This is a genomic window from Caballeronia sp. LZ062 (assembly GCF_031450785.1).
GTDB lineage: Bacteria > Pseudomonadota > Gammaproteobacteria > Burkholderiales > Burkholderiaceae > Caballeronia.
The window spans coordinates 949,123-966,795 of record NZ_JARTWB010000001.1; the positions used below are offsets into that span (position 1 = coordinate 949,123).

The following is a 17,673-nucleotide window of genomic DNA, read 5'->3' on the forward strand; positions in this document are numbered from 1 at the left end:
GCCATGCCGATCACCAAGCCCACACTCGACGCCGAGTCCATCATCAAGGACGCAGCGAAGGAATTGAAAGCGCCCGCGCGGCGCCTGTTCGGCAAGCGGATTCTTTCGCTGGGCGGCCTTGTCATGCTGTCCGGCTGCAATATCACCGACGACAAGTCCGTGAACGCGATGCTGCGCAAGATTTCCTCGCTGAACGACGACGCGCAGGCGCTTCTGTTCGATCCGAACAAGCTCGCGCCCACGTATCCCGAGTCGATGATCACGCGGCCGTTTCCGTTCAACGCGTTCTATGACATCGACGAAGTGCCGGAGGTCGACCCGTCCGCGTACAAGCTCGCGGTCGGCGGTCTGGTCAAAGGCAAGCGCGTGTGGACGCTCGACGAGCTTCACGCGATGCCGCAGGAAAGCCAGATCACGCGGCATATCTGCATAGAAGGCTGGAGCGCGATCGGCAAATGGGGCGGCGGCGCTTCGCGCACTTTCTCGCGCGCGCGGGCGCGGATACGAGCGCGAAGTATGTCGCGTTCCATTGCGCGGACAACTACTCGACGAGCATCGACATGCCGACCGCGCTGCACGCGCAAACGCTGCTGACGCTGACGTACGACGGTCAGATCCTGCCGCCGAAATACGGCTTCCCGATGAAGCTGCGCATGCCGACCAAGCTCGGCTACAAGAACCCGAAGCATATCGTCGCGATCACCGTGACCAACGAATACCCCGGCGGCTATTGGGAGAACCAGGGCTACAACTGGTTCGGCGGTTCCTGATCAGACGTTGATTCAACGCTTGTCTTTTGTTCAACCACAAGGAGATTGCATGTCGATTCGCATGAAACTCGGCGTCAGCATCGCGGCGCTCGCATTCACGGCTGGCGCGTTCGCGCAGACGCCCGCCGCCAAGCCCACGCGTATCCGCGGCGATATCGTCGCGCTGTCGGGCGATACGCTCACGGTGCATCGTCGCAGCGGCGATACAGTGAAGGTCACCGTCAAGGCCGATACGCCGGTGTCGGCGCTCAGGAACATCAAGCTGCAGGACATCAAGCCGGGGGAATTCGTCGGCACGGCCGCGACGACCGGCACCGACGGCAAGCTGACGGCGACCGAAGTGCTGGTGTTCCCGGAAGCGGCGCGCGGCACGGGCGAGGGTCACTACGCGTGGGACCTGGGCCCGCAGAGCTCGATGACGAACGCGAACGTCGATCAGGTCGTTCAGGGCACGAGCGGACGCGATCTGAAGCTGTCGTACAAGGGCGGTTCCAGTTCGATCACGGTGCCGGAGAACGTGCCGGTGGTGACGTTCGCACCTGCTACGCATGATGATCTGAAGCCGGGGAAGAAGGTGTTTGTCGTGGCGAGTCCGGCGGGCGGGGATTTCGCGGCGCAGCGGATTGTGGTGGAGAAGGAGGGGGTTGTGCCGCCGATGTGAGTAGGTGCACTGAAAGTGGGCGGCCCGCAGGGAATTTGCGGAATCCTTGCGGGCGCGCGTGGTTTGCGACCAACTATCAACGTGTCTGTGGAGGCCGCAGTAAAAGGCCTGCACGGCAGAGTTCGCTACGTGCGCCTATACAAGTTGACGCAGGTGCACAATTCACAAAGCGTCCCCGTTCGTCGTCCGTGAACGCTCGAGTCGTTGCGCAGGAGGCGAACTTACCATCGAAAGAAATTCCAGCCGTCGTCCTTCTCTGTGATGCAGCTTCCAGGCGTCAGCGGGGCGTTTTGAATTCCCACGCCGACATATTGGGGCGTGCGAGACTGCACGTCCATGGTGATTTCCACAACTCCGTTCGCGCCAACGTCCCTGAACACGTTCGATAGCACGTACCTTCCATCGGGCAGGATGGAGGAGTCACTGCCAACCGAGTCTAGTTTCGAGTAGAACGTCGCGTGACCGGTCATGTGCGTGTGACAATGCGCCGAGTCTAGCGTCATGTCGTATGACACGGTCCTGTTGCCCTCACTCCAACCTGCGCCTTTTGCGACTTTAATCTGTGCGTTGTACGGGACTTCGCCTTTTGAGGTTAATACGTAAAACTTATCGCCAGCATGTGCGGCCGTTATAAAAAGGGCCGGGGCGGCTAAGGCCAGATAAGAAATTACTGATTTCTTCATAGAGAATTTGCTTCGTCGATCCTAATGTGTCGATGCATAAGTCATCGTCGAGCCGTCTACACCGACGATGGGTAGATCGTAGTCTTCGTCCTTTTCGACATAATCTTTCGGAAATCGATAGTTAGTCACCCAGGCGAAGGGCAATGCGCTCTTCGTCACCCCGTGGTTAGACCCTTGATTGCCTCCGAGCGTCGCTAATCGCCTATTCGTAGTTTGACCGTTCACGAACGTGACGTGGTGGCCGCTGCCGATTTTGACGACGGCGACTGCCCCAAAGGCGGGTTGATTGTTTCGCGTCGGTCGTCCCCACGAGGCTAGGGACGCCGCCGTTGCGCTGTTGTTTCCTTCGATGCCAGCCTGCGTCAGACACCAGTTGACGAACGCGGCGCAGTACGCCAGCTTGTCGTCACGTTGCTTTCCTAGTGAGGTCGCAGTGAAATACTCTTCAATATGTTCGTCCGGGTGTTTGCCCCCGCGACGCCTAACACCCGCTTGAAACTCCTTCTCGGCTACGGCCATCCACGGAGCATGTTGTGAAGAAAAAACTTCGGTCAACGGGTGGTCTTGCGTTGCAGTGGTGTTGACTACATGGACCTCGGTATGTGGGCGCAACTGTGGACCGACCTGCTCGGTCTGCTCGCTGTTGCGCGAAGTGCTCGAATTGCTGTGTTCACTACTGCTTCCGGGCGTGGTCCGGGCATCGTGCGAGCGAGAAGAGGCTTGGCTTCGTCCCGACTGCAGCGGCACTTTGATGACCTGGCCGGGAAAAAGGCGGTACGGCGAGGCGATACCATTTAGATGCGCAATGAGCGCGTAGTGTGTCCCGGTCGAGCGAGCGATCTTACTAAGTGTGTCGCCCTTCCGGACTTTGTACTCCGTGTACTGCATCTTCGGCGTGGAGGCCGCAGCCGATTCCGTCGTCTTGCTAGCAGAAGTTGGTTGCTCCGAGTGCGCGGGCCCAGTTTCGCTCGCGACAGGGCGGTGCGGCTCCGTCTGTGCATCAACGACGATCGTCGGGGCCGTGATGGTGAGCAGGACCGGTGGCGACGTTGGAACGACATCCTCTGCGACCTTCGTCCACTTGCGGTCGTGGTCAGACCAGACGGAAATCGCAACGGTGCCGCCGGGGAGCGCGGCTTGAACTTGCGCGCGGCCGTCGGCATCCGTGGTGGTCGTCAGGGCTTTCGTCCCTTGCGATGCTTTGATCCTCGTACTGGCTAATGGGGTCTTGGCCCCGTCGAGGAGTTGAACATTTATCGTAGGCAGGCAGCCTTTGCAGCCTTCCTTTTTGGCTTCTGCGATCGCCTTCTGCATGGTGCGGCCTTGAAACACTTCGACGATGTGTGCCGCGTACGCTGGATCCGTCGCATACTTGGCCTTTTGCAAGGCATTGGCTTCGTTAGCGAGATCGCCGCGCACGTCGTCATCAAACAGGCCCGCGGTCTTGTAACGCGGTTGCGACGCCAGGAAGTTCTGTCGGTCGCGCAGGCTTTCCAATATCGATGGATAGACTCGGAAAGGTGCGTTGACCCACTCCGTCGCGCCGCTTGGCGTCACTTCCCATACTCGGTGGACGGTCGATTCTCCCGTCCAACTGGCATCGGCCTTGATATTGAAGACGTTATTGGTTCCGGGAAGAATCTTTTCTCCCCACCCCGTTTCCTGTGCAGCTTGTGCGAGAATCAATTCCCAGGAACAGCCCTGTTCTGCCGAGACTTGTCGAGCGGGGCAGTAGAGGCTTTTGATGAAATTGATCTTGTCTTCTTGGCTGTAACTCATTTCTTGACACTCAAAAGCTGTCGTGCATTAGCGACAACATTCCACCTTTTTGTTTCACTACCGCTGCCCAGCCGCTGTCGGTGAAACGCGCTACCAGTAGGTAACCTGGCAGTTCTCTGACGACTTTGGTGGTTCTGTGCTTAAGGTCTATCGAGATAAGTTCGCCTGTCGCCTCTTGATTGCACGCTGCGCCAAGTAAGTACAACGTATCACCGCTACTACCAATGGCTTTTACCTCGCAGACGGGCTTAGCTGTAGAGAACGTCTGAGCAACTTCGCCGTTGGCATTGACGACTGCCACTGTCATGTCATCCGGAGTGAGACCTACGTATAAATCGCTTCCGTCGCTCGCAAAAAATGATTTCTCGGATTTTGTCTTGGCTGGAGAGACGTATGTTGACCAGGAATAGCGACCGGTTCGCAGGTCAACGTCAGAAAACGCGAACGCCTGTCGGCCAGCTGCGTTCGCTACCGTGTCGGGCAGGAACTCACCGGCGATGCGAAGGCTTTCTTGTTGAAGACTGGCCTCCGAATTGGGTGCGAAAGCGCCATGCGGTATCGTCATGCTATGCGTGAGCTTCAGCTTCGCGTCGAACTGCTGGACGTACATACTGAACCGCCCTTGACTGTCGAGCGCGCTATTGGCGCCGCCGATGACAGATATTGCCTCAGGCGACACGTTCAACGCGGTCGCCCATTCATCGAAGCCGGCCGAAACTAGTGTTGAAATGCCTAGTTCGCCTTTCGGTGATAGCTGGTTGATGAACACCTTCGTCTGATTCAAGGTCGACTCCCAATGCGTGTAGGCTTGCGTGAGCACGAAATATGAGTGACCGTCGGTCGCGCAGCGAACAGCGGAGTTACCGATGTATTGACCTGGCGCGGGGAGACGTTGCGCCCAGGCAACCTGCTTAGGGACGACATCGACCAATGTGACCCAGGCGGTGCGTGACTCGCCGTCGTCGCTTGTCAAATCGCCAGTAATACAGAACTGGTCGTTTCTGACGGGATCAATGGAGACGGCGGTAAAGCCTGTCGGCGCTCTCAAATCGATTTGCACCGGCGCAGCCGGGGTCGAAAACGAGGCTATCGCAAGTAGTGCGACCGTGACGCCGGCACCGAGTTTTGGCCAAACGGATAACATCTGAGTTCAATTCCTTATCTGTGCGGAGACGTAAGTCTTGTGAATGGCGGACGTACCGTGAGCCAACCGTTCTTTGAATACGTCAGAAGCACTCGTGGTGATCGTCGTAGTCGAAGACGGCGGCTTCTGGGTGGTCGCTGCGGTTCTCTTCGAAGATGAACGGTTCACTGAACCGAAGGACGCTCCACTCCCCATTGGCGACATCCAGAACCGACTTGATCTTGGTTGGAGAGTCGGTGAATATCCGCAGCGTTGAGCCTTGTTTGTCGAGATTCCCGGCACCAAGGTTCTCACCAGCCTCGTTCTGGAAGTAGTATTTGACGAGCTTGTCGTTATGCGGACCGAGGGTTGTCTCGTCGACGCGTATCTGCTGGCTGTATAGCCGTTCAGACTGGCTTTCAAAAAATGTCTGCGTCTGCTGGTCGGCGCCGTCGGCCGCTTCTTTGCTCCAGACTGCCGCTTTCTCGAGAATCGCACCCGGCGAACCATTGACAATTCCCGTCCCATTGATGCGGATATACGAGCCCCCCGCACCAATCCAGACCTCTTCAGACGCGGTAATCACGATTTTTCCGTTGACGCTGGTCACCCCCACGTCCTTGAGGGCAGTCAGTGCGATCTGGTCACGTTGAGACTGGATTTCGACGTTGCCCTTGGCGGCTACAAGCCGTATTCCCAACTGTTGCGCAAACATTGAGATGGCTCCGCGGATGGATGCGAAAAACGATCGGCCGGAAGACAGACTCACGTCTCGACCAGCCGTCACCGCATGATCTTGCTGACTGGCAATGTGTGTGCTTTCAGTCGCCGTTGTCGCGATGCCCGCGCTGCTTGCCAATACGAAATCGGGTCGCGCCAATTCAGGCAGCCGTCCAGGCAGATCCGCCGCGGTGCCACAGATAGCACTGACTTGCGTTCCTATCGCGGACGCAATGTCGTCAAGATGTCCAGGCTGTTGGTGTGCTTTGTGCCGAAGTCCAAGCTCATGGAGCGTTTGATGTTGCGCGCTCGCTTCCGTCAGTCGCGAGACGGTTTCCTCCATGGCCTTGGCTGGGGCAGTCGCGCCGTTGCGCGGCTCCGTCGTAACCAACAGCCCTTTGTTCGCCCGCACTACGCCGTGCGCTTCTGTGGCAAGCTCGAACCCTTCGCCTCGCGCCTCCTTGCGGCCCGCGTGACCGTCGATGCGCGTGTTGTGGCCCAGCACAAGGCGTGATTGTGCGTGGTCGCTCGCCACCTGAACTTGCAGCTTGCCTGGCGTGTCGTCCGTCACGATGCTGTTAGCGGAGGCGCCGTTCAGTTCCTGACTCCGCCAGCCGGAGAGCGCATCGTTCTTGGGTAAAGCCCATGGAAGCTGGTGGAATTCCGTCGTGTGTTCGCATGACACGTACGGGCGATCAGGATCGCTGTCGTGATACCCCACGGAGACCATGTGGCCGACCCGCGGCACCCAGACCGCGCCGTGGTTTTGACCTTGCCAAGGCGAAGCGACCTGCAGCCAGCAAATCGCGGCTTGATCCTTCTCGCGACGACGGTCCCAGACGAAATGTACCTTCACTCTGCCGAACGCATCGGTCCAGATGGGCTCATTGCCATATCCGGTCACCATTGCTGTTTCCGAGAAGGCGCGGGGCTTCTTCGCCGTCTGTGGTGTGCGGTAGAAGACGTTAGCCGGTTGTGCCGTGAACGTCGTCTCACATGTGTACTGCTGTTCGGCTACGTTGTTTTGCGTGGCCGTGTCGTTATTGACAATCTCCATCTCGGTCGAAATCACGAGATACTCGCCGTCGCCGGGTTTGAGCGGATAGTCTCTGAGATGAAAGGTATGACCTGTCATCAGGCCGCGGAGATTGCCCTTGCCCTTTGCACGTAAGCTCTGGCATCGATTGGCATCGACTTTGATCCTCGCAAGGTGTTCGGCCTCGCACTTGTAGTTGTTCGGCTCGCCGTAAACCCCCATCGCGTCGGCGAGCGGTTGCGAGTAATCGCCCCAGTCGTAGTGCTCCGCGTTATCGAAGACTCGTTCGCTATGATCGGATTGCTGCGCAGTCAGCTTCGCGAGCGATCGGGTGTAGTCGTAGTCCACCAGCGATACCCTGCCGGTGGTGAGTTGGCGAGCCACACGGAACTCATGTATGTGCTCCTCGTCAATGCGTTGCGCGTTTCGGTCAAGATAGCGCACCGTCTCATATGCGGGGCCGTGCCTTCTGAATGCTGCGGGTGAGTCGCAAAGAACTAAGGTGATGCAATCGAAGAAGTAAGTGATGCCCCATTCTTGCCAAAGTCTGTCGAGCAGGGCGAAGTCACTTTCCCAATACTGGCGCTGATAATCGCGCTTCGGGTAGCGTCCGCCACCGTCGGGACCGGTCAAGCGAAGTTCATATGGAAAAGGATAGGCGTCGAGGACGTCCTGCGTGATCTGCACGATGTCCTGTCCAAGCCAAATACGGCTATCCTGATTAAGCGTCGATACAAATAGCCACGGCCTGACCTTCAGGCTGTAGCGGGCACGTCGTTCGTTGCTGCCGACACATTCCGCGGCCGTGACGAGTCCCGTTATTCTTCGCACATCAGCGCCGATGTTGCGGCAATCTTCATTGCCGGCTTGGCCTTGTACCCACGTGCCGTTGCCCTCGACTGCAATTGAAAGCGTGACTTCTTTCCCAATCAAGGAATCCAGGTCGACGAGCGCCTGAGCATCCGACGCGCATAAACGCGAGTCATCGATTGTGAGCAGATCCACGTCATATTCGTACAAGCGACCGAGTTCTTCGCTTCCCCTCACGCGAGCAACGGCGAAAAGCGGATTTCCCGCGAAGCGTGGCAGCGAAGCGCCCGACAGCTCGAGGGTTCGCGGCTGAGTGAACCATGACGTCTGAGAATAAGTTTCCATAGAGGTAAGTCAGAAGGCCGCGCGGCCACCTCTGCGTGGCGGCCATTGAGCGATGTCGTCGCCCTGCTTTGAACGGAGCACAGTCGTCGTGAACGAACTGTCCGAGACATGGCGAGCAAGATAACGCTCAAGCACTAGCCCTAAGGTATAAGGGCTGCCGTTGAAGGCGGTCTCGTCGATCGTCAATGCGCATTCGATACCCCTCCCATACGGCCGATCGAAGCTGCGAGGCAAGCGACGATTAACCGGCTTTGCAGACGCGCCGATCAAGGCTTCGATCTGGTGTAGATGAGCCGCATCATCCTCGGTCGCGTAGAGGCGAAGAAGTCGCCGCAGCCCTTCGCCGGACTGCGTGTTAGGGATTGGCTCGAATATCAGGTAATCGAGGTGAAGCTGGCTATAGAGTTGCCACGCGCGTTCCCCGAATCCTAGGGGTGGTTTGGAGTACGTCGGTCGGCGCAAAAGACCGATGCTCCGAACGGGTAATGAATCGTCGACTTCGAGATCACTCAGTCCGGTGACAGATAACAGGGACGGCAAATCGCGGTTGGTCAGCAGCGCGTCCACTTTCAAGTAGCGCATGCCTTCGGCATCGGGACGGCCTTCGCCATCGACGAGCGAAATGTAAGTACGCGTCTCGGTAAATCGGCGATGGGTACCGTAAGGACGCACTTGAAGCTGCGGTCGGTTCACCTGGCGGCGCAGTGTGAAATAGCGGTTCGCCTGAGCGGTGTCTTCGAAGTATTTGTCGTGCAACGGGTAGAACGTGACGCTCTCGGATGTATGCGCTATCTGCCCCTTTGCAAGGCTTACAGAATGCACTTCAAAGTCGTTGGGCCTGGATGGAACTGGTATGAGAAGATGCTCCGCTTTCTTCGGATCGATCTGGAGCCGTCCGCTGCTACGCGGAAAGAGATTGATAACAGGTGAGCAAAACAAAGCAAAATGAGTCGCGTCGACTGAGTTAGCGAGATGTCCAACCGGACGACTCAACAATAGGACGACTTCAGCATGCTTTCCGTCTATACCGGCAAACGCGCGCTTCAAGCCCGTGATGGTGAAAAACCAGAATCGTTCTGGAAAACAGAAATACTCCTGCACAAGGTTATGCCCATGAAGTTTGGTCGGAACCGCAGGCAGGAGGCTGTGTTCCGGTTCTAGTGCCTCGTGGACGACGGCATCGTGCGTGACGGGGTGAAATCGGTCGGACGCGAATCGCCCTGGTGCGCCAATAACGCTTGCTATGGTTGCCGCATGAATTAGTTCGAACAGGTGCGAGGCGACCGCCTCGTCACCGGAAAGGTAGAAGGGCAGTCGGTCGACACCATCCAATTCGTTGAACGAGGCATCGCCGATGATGCGCAGGGTTACTCGTAGCGCGCCTTGCACTTGCGCCCCAGCGGGCACAAAACGATCGAGCGCCGGAATATCCGGCGGAATGCCGGTTAGTCGTGCTTCACTGACTTCGAGTGGATATAGGGTGATATCCTGACTAGTCGTAAATTCACACGCCGTGTGCTCGTTGCTGGGTATACGAGATTTCAATACGCTGCCGCGCGGCAGCGTAATCCCCCGGCGAAGTGTACCTGTCTTCTCGCCTGGAACGAGACGGGCGATGGACATAGACGGTGTTGGCGTTATGTAGTTGGGGTATGTGGTTTGCAGGAGGGCTTGCGTGAAAAGGCCGAATTCATCGGCGAGACGCATGTCGGCACGCGCGGTCACAAACGACGACGACTGAATCAACCGATCGACATAGGTGTCGTTGATATCGCCGACTTGAAGCCCCATGCGCTGCGAGACCTTCTTGTGGGTTTCCGCGAACTCGAGCATGAGTTCCCTGTGGCGATGTAGCTCGCGATTGTAGTGGTCAAGCAGACGCGGGTCCATCGCTTGCCCTAGTTTACATGCGGTGCGAAAGATGGACGAGCGACTGTCAGTGACATCAGGAGTATCGCCACTTCACGCATTCTTTTAGATTGTTTTTCCTCAAAAGATGCGCCGAAGTTTAACTTCGACGAATGGTGAGCAGGTGCAAAAAATCGTGGTATTTCGCTCGACTCACGAATTACCGTAGCGGCTCTTACGTCTGCACTAGTACCACCTAGGCCAGTTGCAGAAGTTCGAAACGCGTGTTGCGACACGACGTTCGTCTCCGCCCGCTTTTGGGAGACAATGTCGTTGAGAAGCAGCTGGGGCTCACGATGCGAAAGAGTGAGGCGGCTCGGTCCATGTCCGAGCGCGGTTCCTAGTCGCGGCACATCGACGAGCCGCAAGCTTGCAAGTTTTAGCAGTGCGTACGGTTGTAATAACGCGGATCCCCGATGGGCCGGGGGATCGTTGAGCTTCGGCGCAGCACGCACGTCAAGTCGAGACCCTGACTCGCGCAGTCCGTGACCGATATATTGGGAATGCGGTCAATGCCGAATCGGTTGAAGTGCATCTGCACCCGCTGGCGCAGGTTCGCGTGGACATAAAATTTCAGTAATCAGTTGCGCCAAAAAAAAACCCGGCCAAGGCCGGGTCCAATGTTCCCGCGCCCTTTCGGGCGCGGTCACCTGCAAAACACTTCCACTCAAGCCGCGAGCAGCGATCGCAGCACGAACGGCAGAATCCCGCCGTGCTTGTAGTAGTCGACTTCGATCGGCGTATCGATACGCAGCAGCACCTGCACGCGATCTTCCTTGCCGTCCTTGCGGTGAATCACCAGCGTGACTTCCTGCTGCGGCTTGAAGTCCTCGCCGAGGCCTTCGATGTCATACGTCTCTTCGCCCGTGATGTTGAGCGACTGAACGCTGTCCGAGCCCTTGAACTGCAGCGGCAAGACACCCATGCCGACGAGATTCGAGCGATGGATACGCTCGAAGCTGCGCGCGACCACGGCCTTCACGCCGAGCAGTTGCGTGCCCTTCGCCGCCCAGTCGCGGGACGAACCCGTGCCGTATTCTTCGCCCGCGAAGATCACGGTCGGCGTTTCGTCGGCGATGTACTTCATCGCGGCGTCGTAAATCGACAGCTGTTCGCCGCTCGGCTGGTGAATCGTCAGGCCGCCTTCCACGCGCGTGCCGTCCGCTTTCGCCGGAATCATCAGGTTCTTGATCCGCACGTTCGCGAACGTGCCGCGCATCATCACGTCGTGGTTGCCGCGGCGCGAGCCGTAGCTGTTGAAGTCGGCCTTCTGCACGCCGTTCGCCTTCAGCCACACGCCCGCAGGCGACGATTCCTTGATCGAACCCGCCGGGCTGATGTGGTCGGTCGTCACCGAGTCACCGAAGATGCCGAGCGCGCGCGCGTTCTTCACCGCAGGAATCGAATCGGCCGGCTTCATCGAGAAATCGCTGCCGAAGAACGGCGGTTCCGCGATATACGTCGACTTCGGCCAGTCATACACCTGACCGGTTTCGCCCGCGATCTTGCTCCACAGGTCGCCTTCCTTCGTGAGCTGCGAGTAATTCTCGCGGAACGCTTCGGCGTCGAGCGCGAACTTGAGCAGCGCGTGCACTTCTTCGCTCGTCGGCCAGATGTCGCCCAGGAACACGTCGCGGCCGTCCTTGCCCTTGCCGACCGGTTCGGTCATCAGGTCGCGCGTGATGTTGCCGGCGATCGCGTAGGCCACGACCAGCGGCGGCGATGCCAGGAAGTTCGCGCGGATGTTCGGGTGAATGCGCGCCTCGAAGTTGCGGTTGCCCGACAGCACGGCCGCCGCGACGATATCGTTCTTCACGATGGCGTCGTTCAGTTCCGGCGTCAGGTCGCCCGCGTTGCCGATACACGTCGTGCAGCCGTAAGCGGCGAGCGTGAAACCGAGCTTGTCGAGATACTGGAGCAGGTCCGTCTTCGTCAGATACTCGGTGACGATGCGCGATCCCGGCGCGAGCGACGTCTTGATGTGCGGCGCCACCGTCAGGCCGGCTTCGACGGCCTTCTTCGCGAGCAGGCCGGCGGCGAGCAGCACGCTCGGGTTCGACGTGTTCGTGCACGAGGTGATGGCCGCGATCAGCACGTCGCCGTTCTTCACGTCGATGCCGTCTGCCGTTTTGTACGTGGCTTGCAGGTCTTCCGGCTTCTTCGCGAAGCCGTTTTCGCCGACCGGCTTCGAGAACAGGTCGGTGAACGTGCTCTTCACATTGCCGATCTCGATGCGGTCTTGCGGACGCTTCGGACCTGCGAGCGACGGCGCGACGGTCGACAGGTCGAGCGTCAGCGTCTTGGTGTAGTCGATTTCGCCGGCCTTCGGCACGCCCCACAGGTTCTGCGCCTTGAAGTAATTCTCGAACGCCGAGATTTCTTCTTCGGTGCGGCCCGTGCCCTGGAAGTAGTCGATGGTCTTTTCATCGACCGGGAAGAAGCCCATGGTCGCGCCGTATTCCGGCGCCATGTTGCCGATGGTCGCGCGGTCCGGCACTGCGATCGACGCCGTGCCTTCGCCGAAGAACTCGACGAACTTGCCGACGACCTTCTCCTTGCGCAGCATTTCGGTGATGGTCAGCACGAGGTCGGTGGCCGTGCAGCCTTCGCGCAGCTTGCCCTTCAGCTCGACGCCGACCACGTCCGGCGTCAGGAAGTACACCGGCTGGCCGAGCATGCCCGCTTCCGCTTCGATGCCGCCCACGCCCCAGCCGACGACGCCGATGCCGTTGATCATCGTCGTGTGCGAGTCCGTGCCGACGAGCGTGTCCGGATAGTAGACGCCGTCCTTCTTGTGGACGCCGCGTGCGAGGTATTCGAGGTTCACCTGGTGCACGATGCCGACGCCCGGCGGCACGACCTTGAACGTGTCGAACGCCTGCATACCCCACTTCATGAACTGGTAGCGCTCGTTGTTGCGCTGGAATTCCAGCTTCATGTTCAGGTCGAGCGCATTCGGTTCACGGAAGTGGTCGATCTGCACCGAGTGATCGACGACCAGATCCACCGGCACGAGCGGCTCGATCGCCTTCGGGTCTTTGCCTGCGCGCTTCGCCACGCCGCGCATGGCGGCGATGTCGGCGAGCAGCGGCACGCCGGTGAAGTCCTGCAGCACCACGCGCGCGACGACGAATGGGATTTCATCGACGCGGGCCGCGTTCGGCTTCCAGTTCGCGAGCTGCTTGATGTGCTCTTCGCTGATCTTCTTTTCGTCGTAGTTGCGCAGGACGGACTCGAGCACGAGACGAATGGAAACCGGCAGGCGCTGAATGTCGACGTTCAGTGCTTTTCCGAGTTGCGGCAGCGAGTAGTACTTGCCTTTGCCGGAGCCGCTGTCGAATTCCTTGAGCGTGTTATGGAGATTGTGGGCCATGGTTATTTTCCTAGGGCTAAACGAGGAAATAGCTTCGATGCAACGTTTCTGTATGACCGAGTCGATCGACTAAATCACGTACAGATCGACGTATTCATTGACCGGCATTGCTTCCAGCTTTGCCTGGTCCAGCGATACCGCGAGGATCGCCTGCTGTTGCCTGGTGGGAAAGCGCCGCGCGAGATTCGTCTTGAACTTCTCGACGAGCAGCGGAATGCCGTCCGCGCGGCGGCGCTTGTGTCCGATCGGATAGTCGACCGCGATCTCATCGAGCTTCGTGCCGTCGGTAAATTCGACAGTCAGCGCATTCGCGATCGAACGCTTGTCCGGGTCGAAATAATCCTTCGTGAATTGCGGGTCCTCCACGCATTCCATCTTTGCGCGCAAGGTGTCGATGCGCGGGTCTTTCGCCACGACATCTTCGTAATCCGCAGCCGTCAGCCGCCCGAAGATGAGCGGCACCGCGATCATGTACTGAATGCAGTGATCCCGGTCGGCGGGATTATCGAGCGGGCCTTTCTTGTCGATGATGCGAATGGCCGCTTCGTGCGTGCGAATAATGATCTTCTTGATCTCTTCGACGCCCCGACCGACTTCCTTCAACTTGCCGTGCAGCGTCATGGCCGCTTCCACCGCCGTTTGCGAATGGAATTCGGCCGGAAAGGAAATCTTGAAGAGCACGTTTTCCATCACATACGAGCCGTACGGACGCTGAAACTTGAACTCGTTGCCCTTGAAGAGGACATGGTAGAAGCCCCACGTCTTTGCGGTCAGCACGGACGGATAGCCCATTTCGCCGGTCTTCGCGATCAGCGCGAGGCGCACGGCGCGCGAAGTCGCGTCGCCCGCAGCCCACGACTTGCGCGAGCCCGTGTTCGGCGCATGGCGGTACGTACGCAGCGAGTGGCCGTCCACGAATGCGAGCGACACCGCGTTGATGAGCTCTTCGCGCGACAGCCCGATCATCTGCCCGACCACTGCCGTCGATGCAACCTTCACGAGCAGCACGTGATCGAGCCCGACCTTGTTGAACGAGTTTTCGAGCGCGATGCAGCCCTGAATTTCATGCGCCTTGACCATCGCGATCATGACGTCTTTCATCGTGAGCGGCTTCTTGTCGGTCGCGACGGCGTTGCGCGAAAGCCAGTCCGCCGTGGCGAGAATGCCGCCGAGGTTGTCCGACGGATGGCCCCATTCGGCGGCGAGCCATGTGTCGTTAAAGTCGAGCCAGCGAATCATCGCGCCGATGTTGAACGCAGCCTGAACCGGGTCGAGCTGGAATTGGGTGCCTGGCACCTTGGCGCCGTTGGGGACGATCGTGCCGGGCACGATCGGTCCCATCAGCTTGGTGCAGGCGGGGTAGGAGAGGGCTTCGAGTCCGCAACCGAGCGTGTCGATCAGGCAATTGCGCGCGGTTTCCAGCGCAAGCGTGCTGTCGACGTCGTAATTGAGAACGTAGTCGACTATGTCGACGAGTACCTTGTCCGGTTCGGGCCGGACATTGGAGATCGGTGCGGACATCGAGGATTCCTGTATTGAATACTGATGTGGCTTATTCCGCCGGCTTGAGCATCAGCGGGTTCTGCTTCAACGCTTCCGCTTGCGTCGGTGCGGTGGCGCCGGCAGCCATCTCGGCCGTCATGCACTCGTCGGCAAGGCGCGACGAGTCCTTGTCCGAGAACAGCATCGCCTTCGTCGGGATGACGACGAGGTCCATGCCGGTTGCCGCGTCGTGGAAGCGATCGGCGCCGGTCGTCGTGTCCTGACGCGGCAGCTTGTAGTCCTTCTTCGCCCAGTTCACCGTGACGATGGCGTCACGCTTCATGTCGCCTTTCAGGTAGAAAGCCGTGCCGTCCTTGCACGACCATTTCACTGCGCCTTCGGGAATCGGATCCGTCTTCGCTGCCGCAGCCGCTTCGGCCTTGGGCTTGCGCTTGATCAGACGGCGCGCGGGAGCGGGGCGTTTGGCCTTGGCCGCGCTCGATTCGGTTGTCGCGGCGAAGGCGTCGGCGCTCACGAACACGCTCGAGGTCGCGAGTGTGCCGACGATTGCAGCGATCAGAAGTTTATTCATCGGTAAAACCTTTCAGAAACATTTGGGTTGAGTGGCGGTTGCTGCGCGGATGGAAATCGCGCCTCGCGAATTCCGATCGCGCAGCCCGCTATTTTCGCTTATTTATCGGCACGAACTTCAAATTCTCCGGACCGGTGTAATTCGCGCTCGGCCGGATGATCTTGTTGTCGATGCGCTGTTCGATGATGTGCGCGCTCCATCCCGACGTGCGCGAGATCACGAAAAGCGGCGTGAACATGGCGGTCGGCACGCCCATCATGTGATACGACACCGCGCTGAACCAGTCGAGATTCGGGAACATCTTCTTCGCGTCCCACATCACCGTTTCGAGCCGTTCCGCGATATCGAAGAGCTTTGTGTTGCCGGCTTCTTTCGACAGCGACTTCGCGACTTCCTTGATGACCTTGTTGCGCGGATCGGAGATCGTATAGACCGGATGCCCGAAGCCGATCACGACTTCCTTGTTCTCGACCCGGCGCTTGATGTCGGCTTCTGCTTCGTCGGGCGTCTCATAGCGCGATTGAATCTCGAATGCGACCTCGTTCGCACCGCCGTGCTTCGGACCGCGCAATGCGCCGATAGCGCCGGTGATTGCGGAGTACATGTCCGAACCCGTGCCCGCGATCACGCGTCCCGTGAACGTCGACGCATTGAACTCGTGCTCCGCATACAGGTTGAGCGATACATGCATCGCCTGCACCCACGACTGCGACGGCTCCACGCCGTGCAGCAGATGCAGAAAGTGTCCGCCGATTGAATCGTCATCGGTTTCCACTTCGATGCGCTTGCCGTTGTGCGAATAGTGATACCAGTAGAGCAGCATCGAGCCGAGCGAAGCCATAAGCTTGTCGGCGATATCTCTCGCGCCCGCGATGTTGTGGTCGTCCTTCTCGGGCAGGACCGTGCCGAGCACGGAGACGCCGGTACGCATGACGTCCATCGGATGCGCGGACGCGGGAATCCATTCGAGCGCGGCCTTCAGGTTCGCGGGCAGTCCGCGCAGCGCTTTGAGCTTGGTCTTGTACGCCTTCAACTCGGCGACGTTCGGCAGCTTGCCATGCACGAGCAGATACGCGATCTCTTCGAACTCGGACGTGGTCGCAACATCCAGAATGTCGTACCCGCGATAGTGCAGGTCGTTGCCGGTCTTGCCGACCGTGCACAGCGCGGTGTTGCCCGCCGTCACGCCCGACAGCGCGACGGATTTCTTCGGCTTGAAACCACCGGCTGCGGGTGCGTCGCTCGATACCGTGTCGCTCATTGCTTCAAGTCTCCTGTGAACGCCGGCCCGCGGCGTCGTCTCTTTCGCTTGAAACGCGCGCGGGGCTTGCGCTCGCGCCGCGTGACCAAAGGCTCATGTCAGCTTGCATCCGGTTCGCGCCGAAAAAACGGCGCGCATTCGTCGGGCAGCGTGTGTCCGGTCGCGTGCGCCCGGCGCAGCACCGACCAGTAATAGCGATAACTCGCGCGGTCGTGCAGCGTGTCGCCGTGGCGCGTCGGCCCCCATTGCGCGTGCTGCGCCGCGAGCAGAATCTCGGCGGCGAGGGTGATCTCGTCGGCGCGCGGCGAGAAAGCCTCGACAATCGGGCGAATCTGTTCCGGATGAATGCTCCACATGCGCGTGTAGCCGAACTCGTTCCGGGCGCGCGCGGCGTCGCTCGCGACGACCGTCATGTCGCGCACTTCCGTCGACACGTTATGCGACGGCACCTTGCCGTGCGCGTGACATGCGGCCGCAATCTCCAGCTTGGCGCGGCGCACGAGCGGGTGGTCGAACTGGCCGGGCGAGCGCATCGCGGTATCCGGAATCGCGCCGTTGTGCGCAGACACGAAGTCCATGAGGCCGAAGCTCAGCGACTCGACGCCGGGCAGCGCGGCCAGTCTGAAAGCATCCGCAAGCGCGCCATGCGTTTCGATCAGCAGATGACAGGCGATGCCTTTCGCAATGCCCAGTTCGCGGCGCGTGGCCTCGATGAACGCGACCATCTCGGCGGCATCCGAGACGCTGCGGATTTTCGGCAGCATCACATAGGCCGGCGCCTGCTTTGCCTGCCGCAGGATGATGCGCACGTCGTCGCGCCACGCGGGATGCTGGAAATCATGGATGCGCACGCCGACGCGCCCGAAGCGGTCGTCTTCGCCCCCGACGAACGACGCCACCATCTCCGCATGTCCGGCTTCCCGCCCGACCTGCGCGCCGTCCTCGCAATCGAGCGTGATGTCGAACACCGGGCCGAGCTGCGCCTGCAACGCGAGCGACTTCCTGATCAGCTTCTCGCTGCCCGCGTAGTGGTCGCAGGGCGGCAGAACTGCGGGTTGCGGCTCGCCGTCAAACAGAACGTCGGCGGGGGTGAGAGCGGGCATTGTCGGCGTCGGGTCCGAGAAAATGTG

The 17,673-nt window shown here is 59.5% G+C and carries 11 protein-coding genes and 1 pseudogene; 2 read left to right on the forward strand and 10 right to left on the reverse strand.

The features are described from left to right. Positions 1-3 precede the first annotated feature (3 nt). Positions 4-770, forward strand: a pseudogene (locus P9239_RS04430) (molybdopterin-dependent oxidoreductase). 49 nt (positions 771-819) lie between these two features. After that, complete coding sequence (locus tag P9239_RS04435; RefSeq protein WP_309749268.1) at positions 820-1,431, forward strand: DUF5666 domain-containing protein; 612 nt, start codon at positions 820-822, stop codon at positions 1,429-1,431. A gap of 221 nt (positions 1,432-1,652) precedes the next feature. On the opposite strand, the gene P9239_RS04440 is transcribed toward P9239_RS04435, so the two are convergent. The 10 genes from P9239_RS04440 to P9239_RS04485 all read right to left on the reverse strand — a co-directional run bounded on the left by P9239_RS04440 (position 1,653) and on the right by P9239_RS04485 (position 17,646). Further along, entirely contained in the window at positions 1,653-2,114 is a 462-nt protein-coding gene (locus tag P9239_RS04440) for a hypothetical protein (protein WP_309749269.1), read from the reverse strand. A 21-nt stretch (positions 2,115-2,135) separates the two neighbouring features. After that, positions 2,136-3,893 carry a TIGR02594 family protein gene (locus P9239_RS04445; RefSeq protein ID WP_309749270.1) on the reverse strand — a complete coding sequence of 586 codons (1,758 nt, stop codon included), beginning with the start codon at positions 3,891-3,893 and terminating at the stop codon, positions 2,136-2,138. A 10-nt stretch (positions 3,894-3,903) separates the two neighbouring features. Further along, positions 3,904-5,037 carry a hypothetical protein gene (locus tag P9239_RS04450; protein ID WP_309749271.1) on the reverse strand — a complete coding sequence of 378 codons (1,134 nt, stop codon included), beginning with the start codon at positions 5,035-5,037 and terminating at the stop codon, positions 3,904-3,906. An 82-nt stretch (positions 5,038-5,119) separates the two neighbouring features. Next, positions 5,120-7,927 carry a type VI secretion system tip protein TssI/VgrG gene (locus tag P9239_RS04455; RefSeq protein WP_309749272.1) on the reverse strand — a complete coding sequence of 936 codons (2,808 nt, stop codon included), beginning with the start codon at positions 7,925-7,927 and terminating at the stop codon, positions 5,120-5,122. A gap of 9 nt (positions 7,928-7,936) precedes the next feature. Further along, the gene (gene tssF / locus P9239_RS04460; RefSeq protein WP_309749273.1) at positions 7,937-9,817 is read right to left on the reverse strand and encodes a type VI secretion system baseplate subunit TssF; all 1,881 of its coding nucleotides are present in this window, start codon (positions 9,815-9,817) and stop codon (positions 7,937-7,939) included. 685 nt (positions 9,818-10,502) lie between these two features. Next, positions 10,503-13,208 (reverse strand): aconitate hydratase AcnA, encoded by a 2,706-nt coding sequence (gene acnA / locus P9239_RS04465; protein ID WP_309749274.1) that lies wholly within the window; start codon positions 13,206-13,208, stop codon positions 10,503-10,505. Between the two features lie 69 nt (positions 13,209-13,277). After that, positions 13,278-14,729, reverse strand: a complete 1,452-nt coding sequence (locus P9239_RS04470; RefSeq protein ID WP_309749275.1) for a bifunctional 2-methylcitrate dehydratase/aconitate hydratase — start codon at positions 14,727-14,729, stop codon at positions 13,278-13,280. A 31-nt stretch (positions 14,730-14,760) separates the two neighbouring features. Then, positions 14,761-15,282, reverse strand: coding sequence for a hypothetical protein (locus tag P9239_RS04475; protein WP_309749276.1), 522 nt, complete (start codon positions 15,280-15,282; stop codon positions 14,761-14,763). Positions 15,283-15,370: 88 nt separating this feature from the next. Further along, the gene (prpC, locus tag P9239_RS04480; RefSeq protein WP_309749277.1) at positions 15,371-16,543 is read right to left on the reverse strand and encodes a 2-methylcitrate synthase; all 1,173 of its coding nucleotides are present in this window, start codon (positions 16,541-16,543) and stop codon (positions 15,371-15,373) included. Between the two features lie 98 nt (positions 16,544-16,641). Beyond that, on the reverse strand, positions 16,642-17,646 hold the full coding sequence (locus P9239_RS04485) for an aldolase/citrate lyase family protein (RefSeq protein ID WP_309749278.1): 1,005 nt from the start codon (positions 17,644-17,646) through the stop codon (positions 16,642-16,644). Between the last annotated feature and the right edge of the window lie 27 nt (positions 17,647-17,673).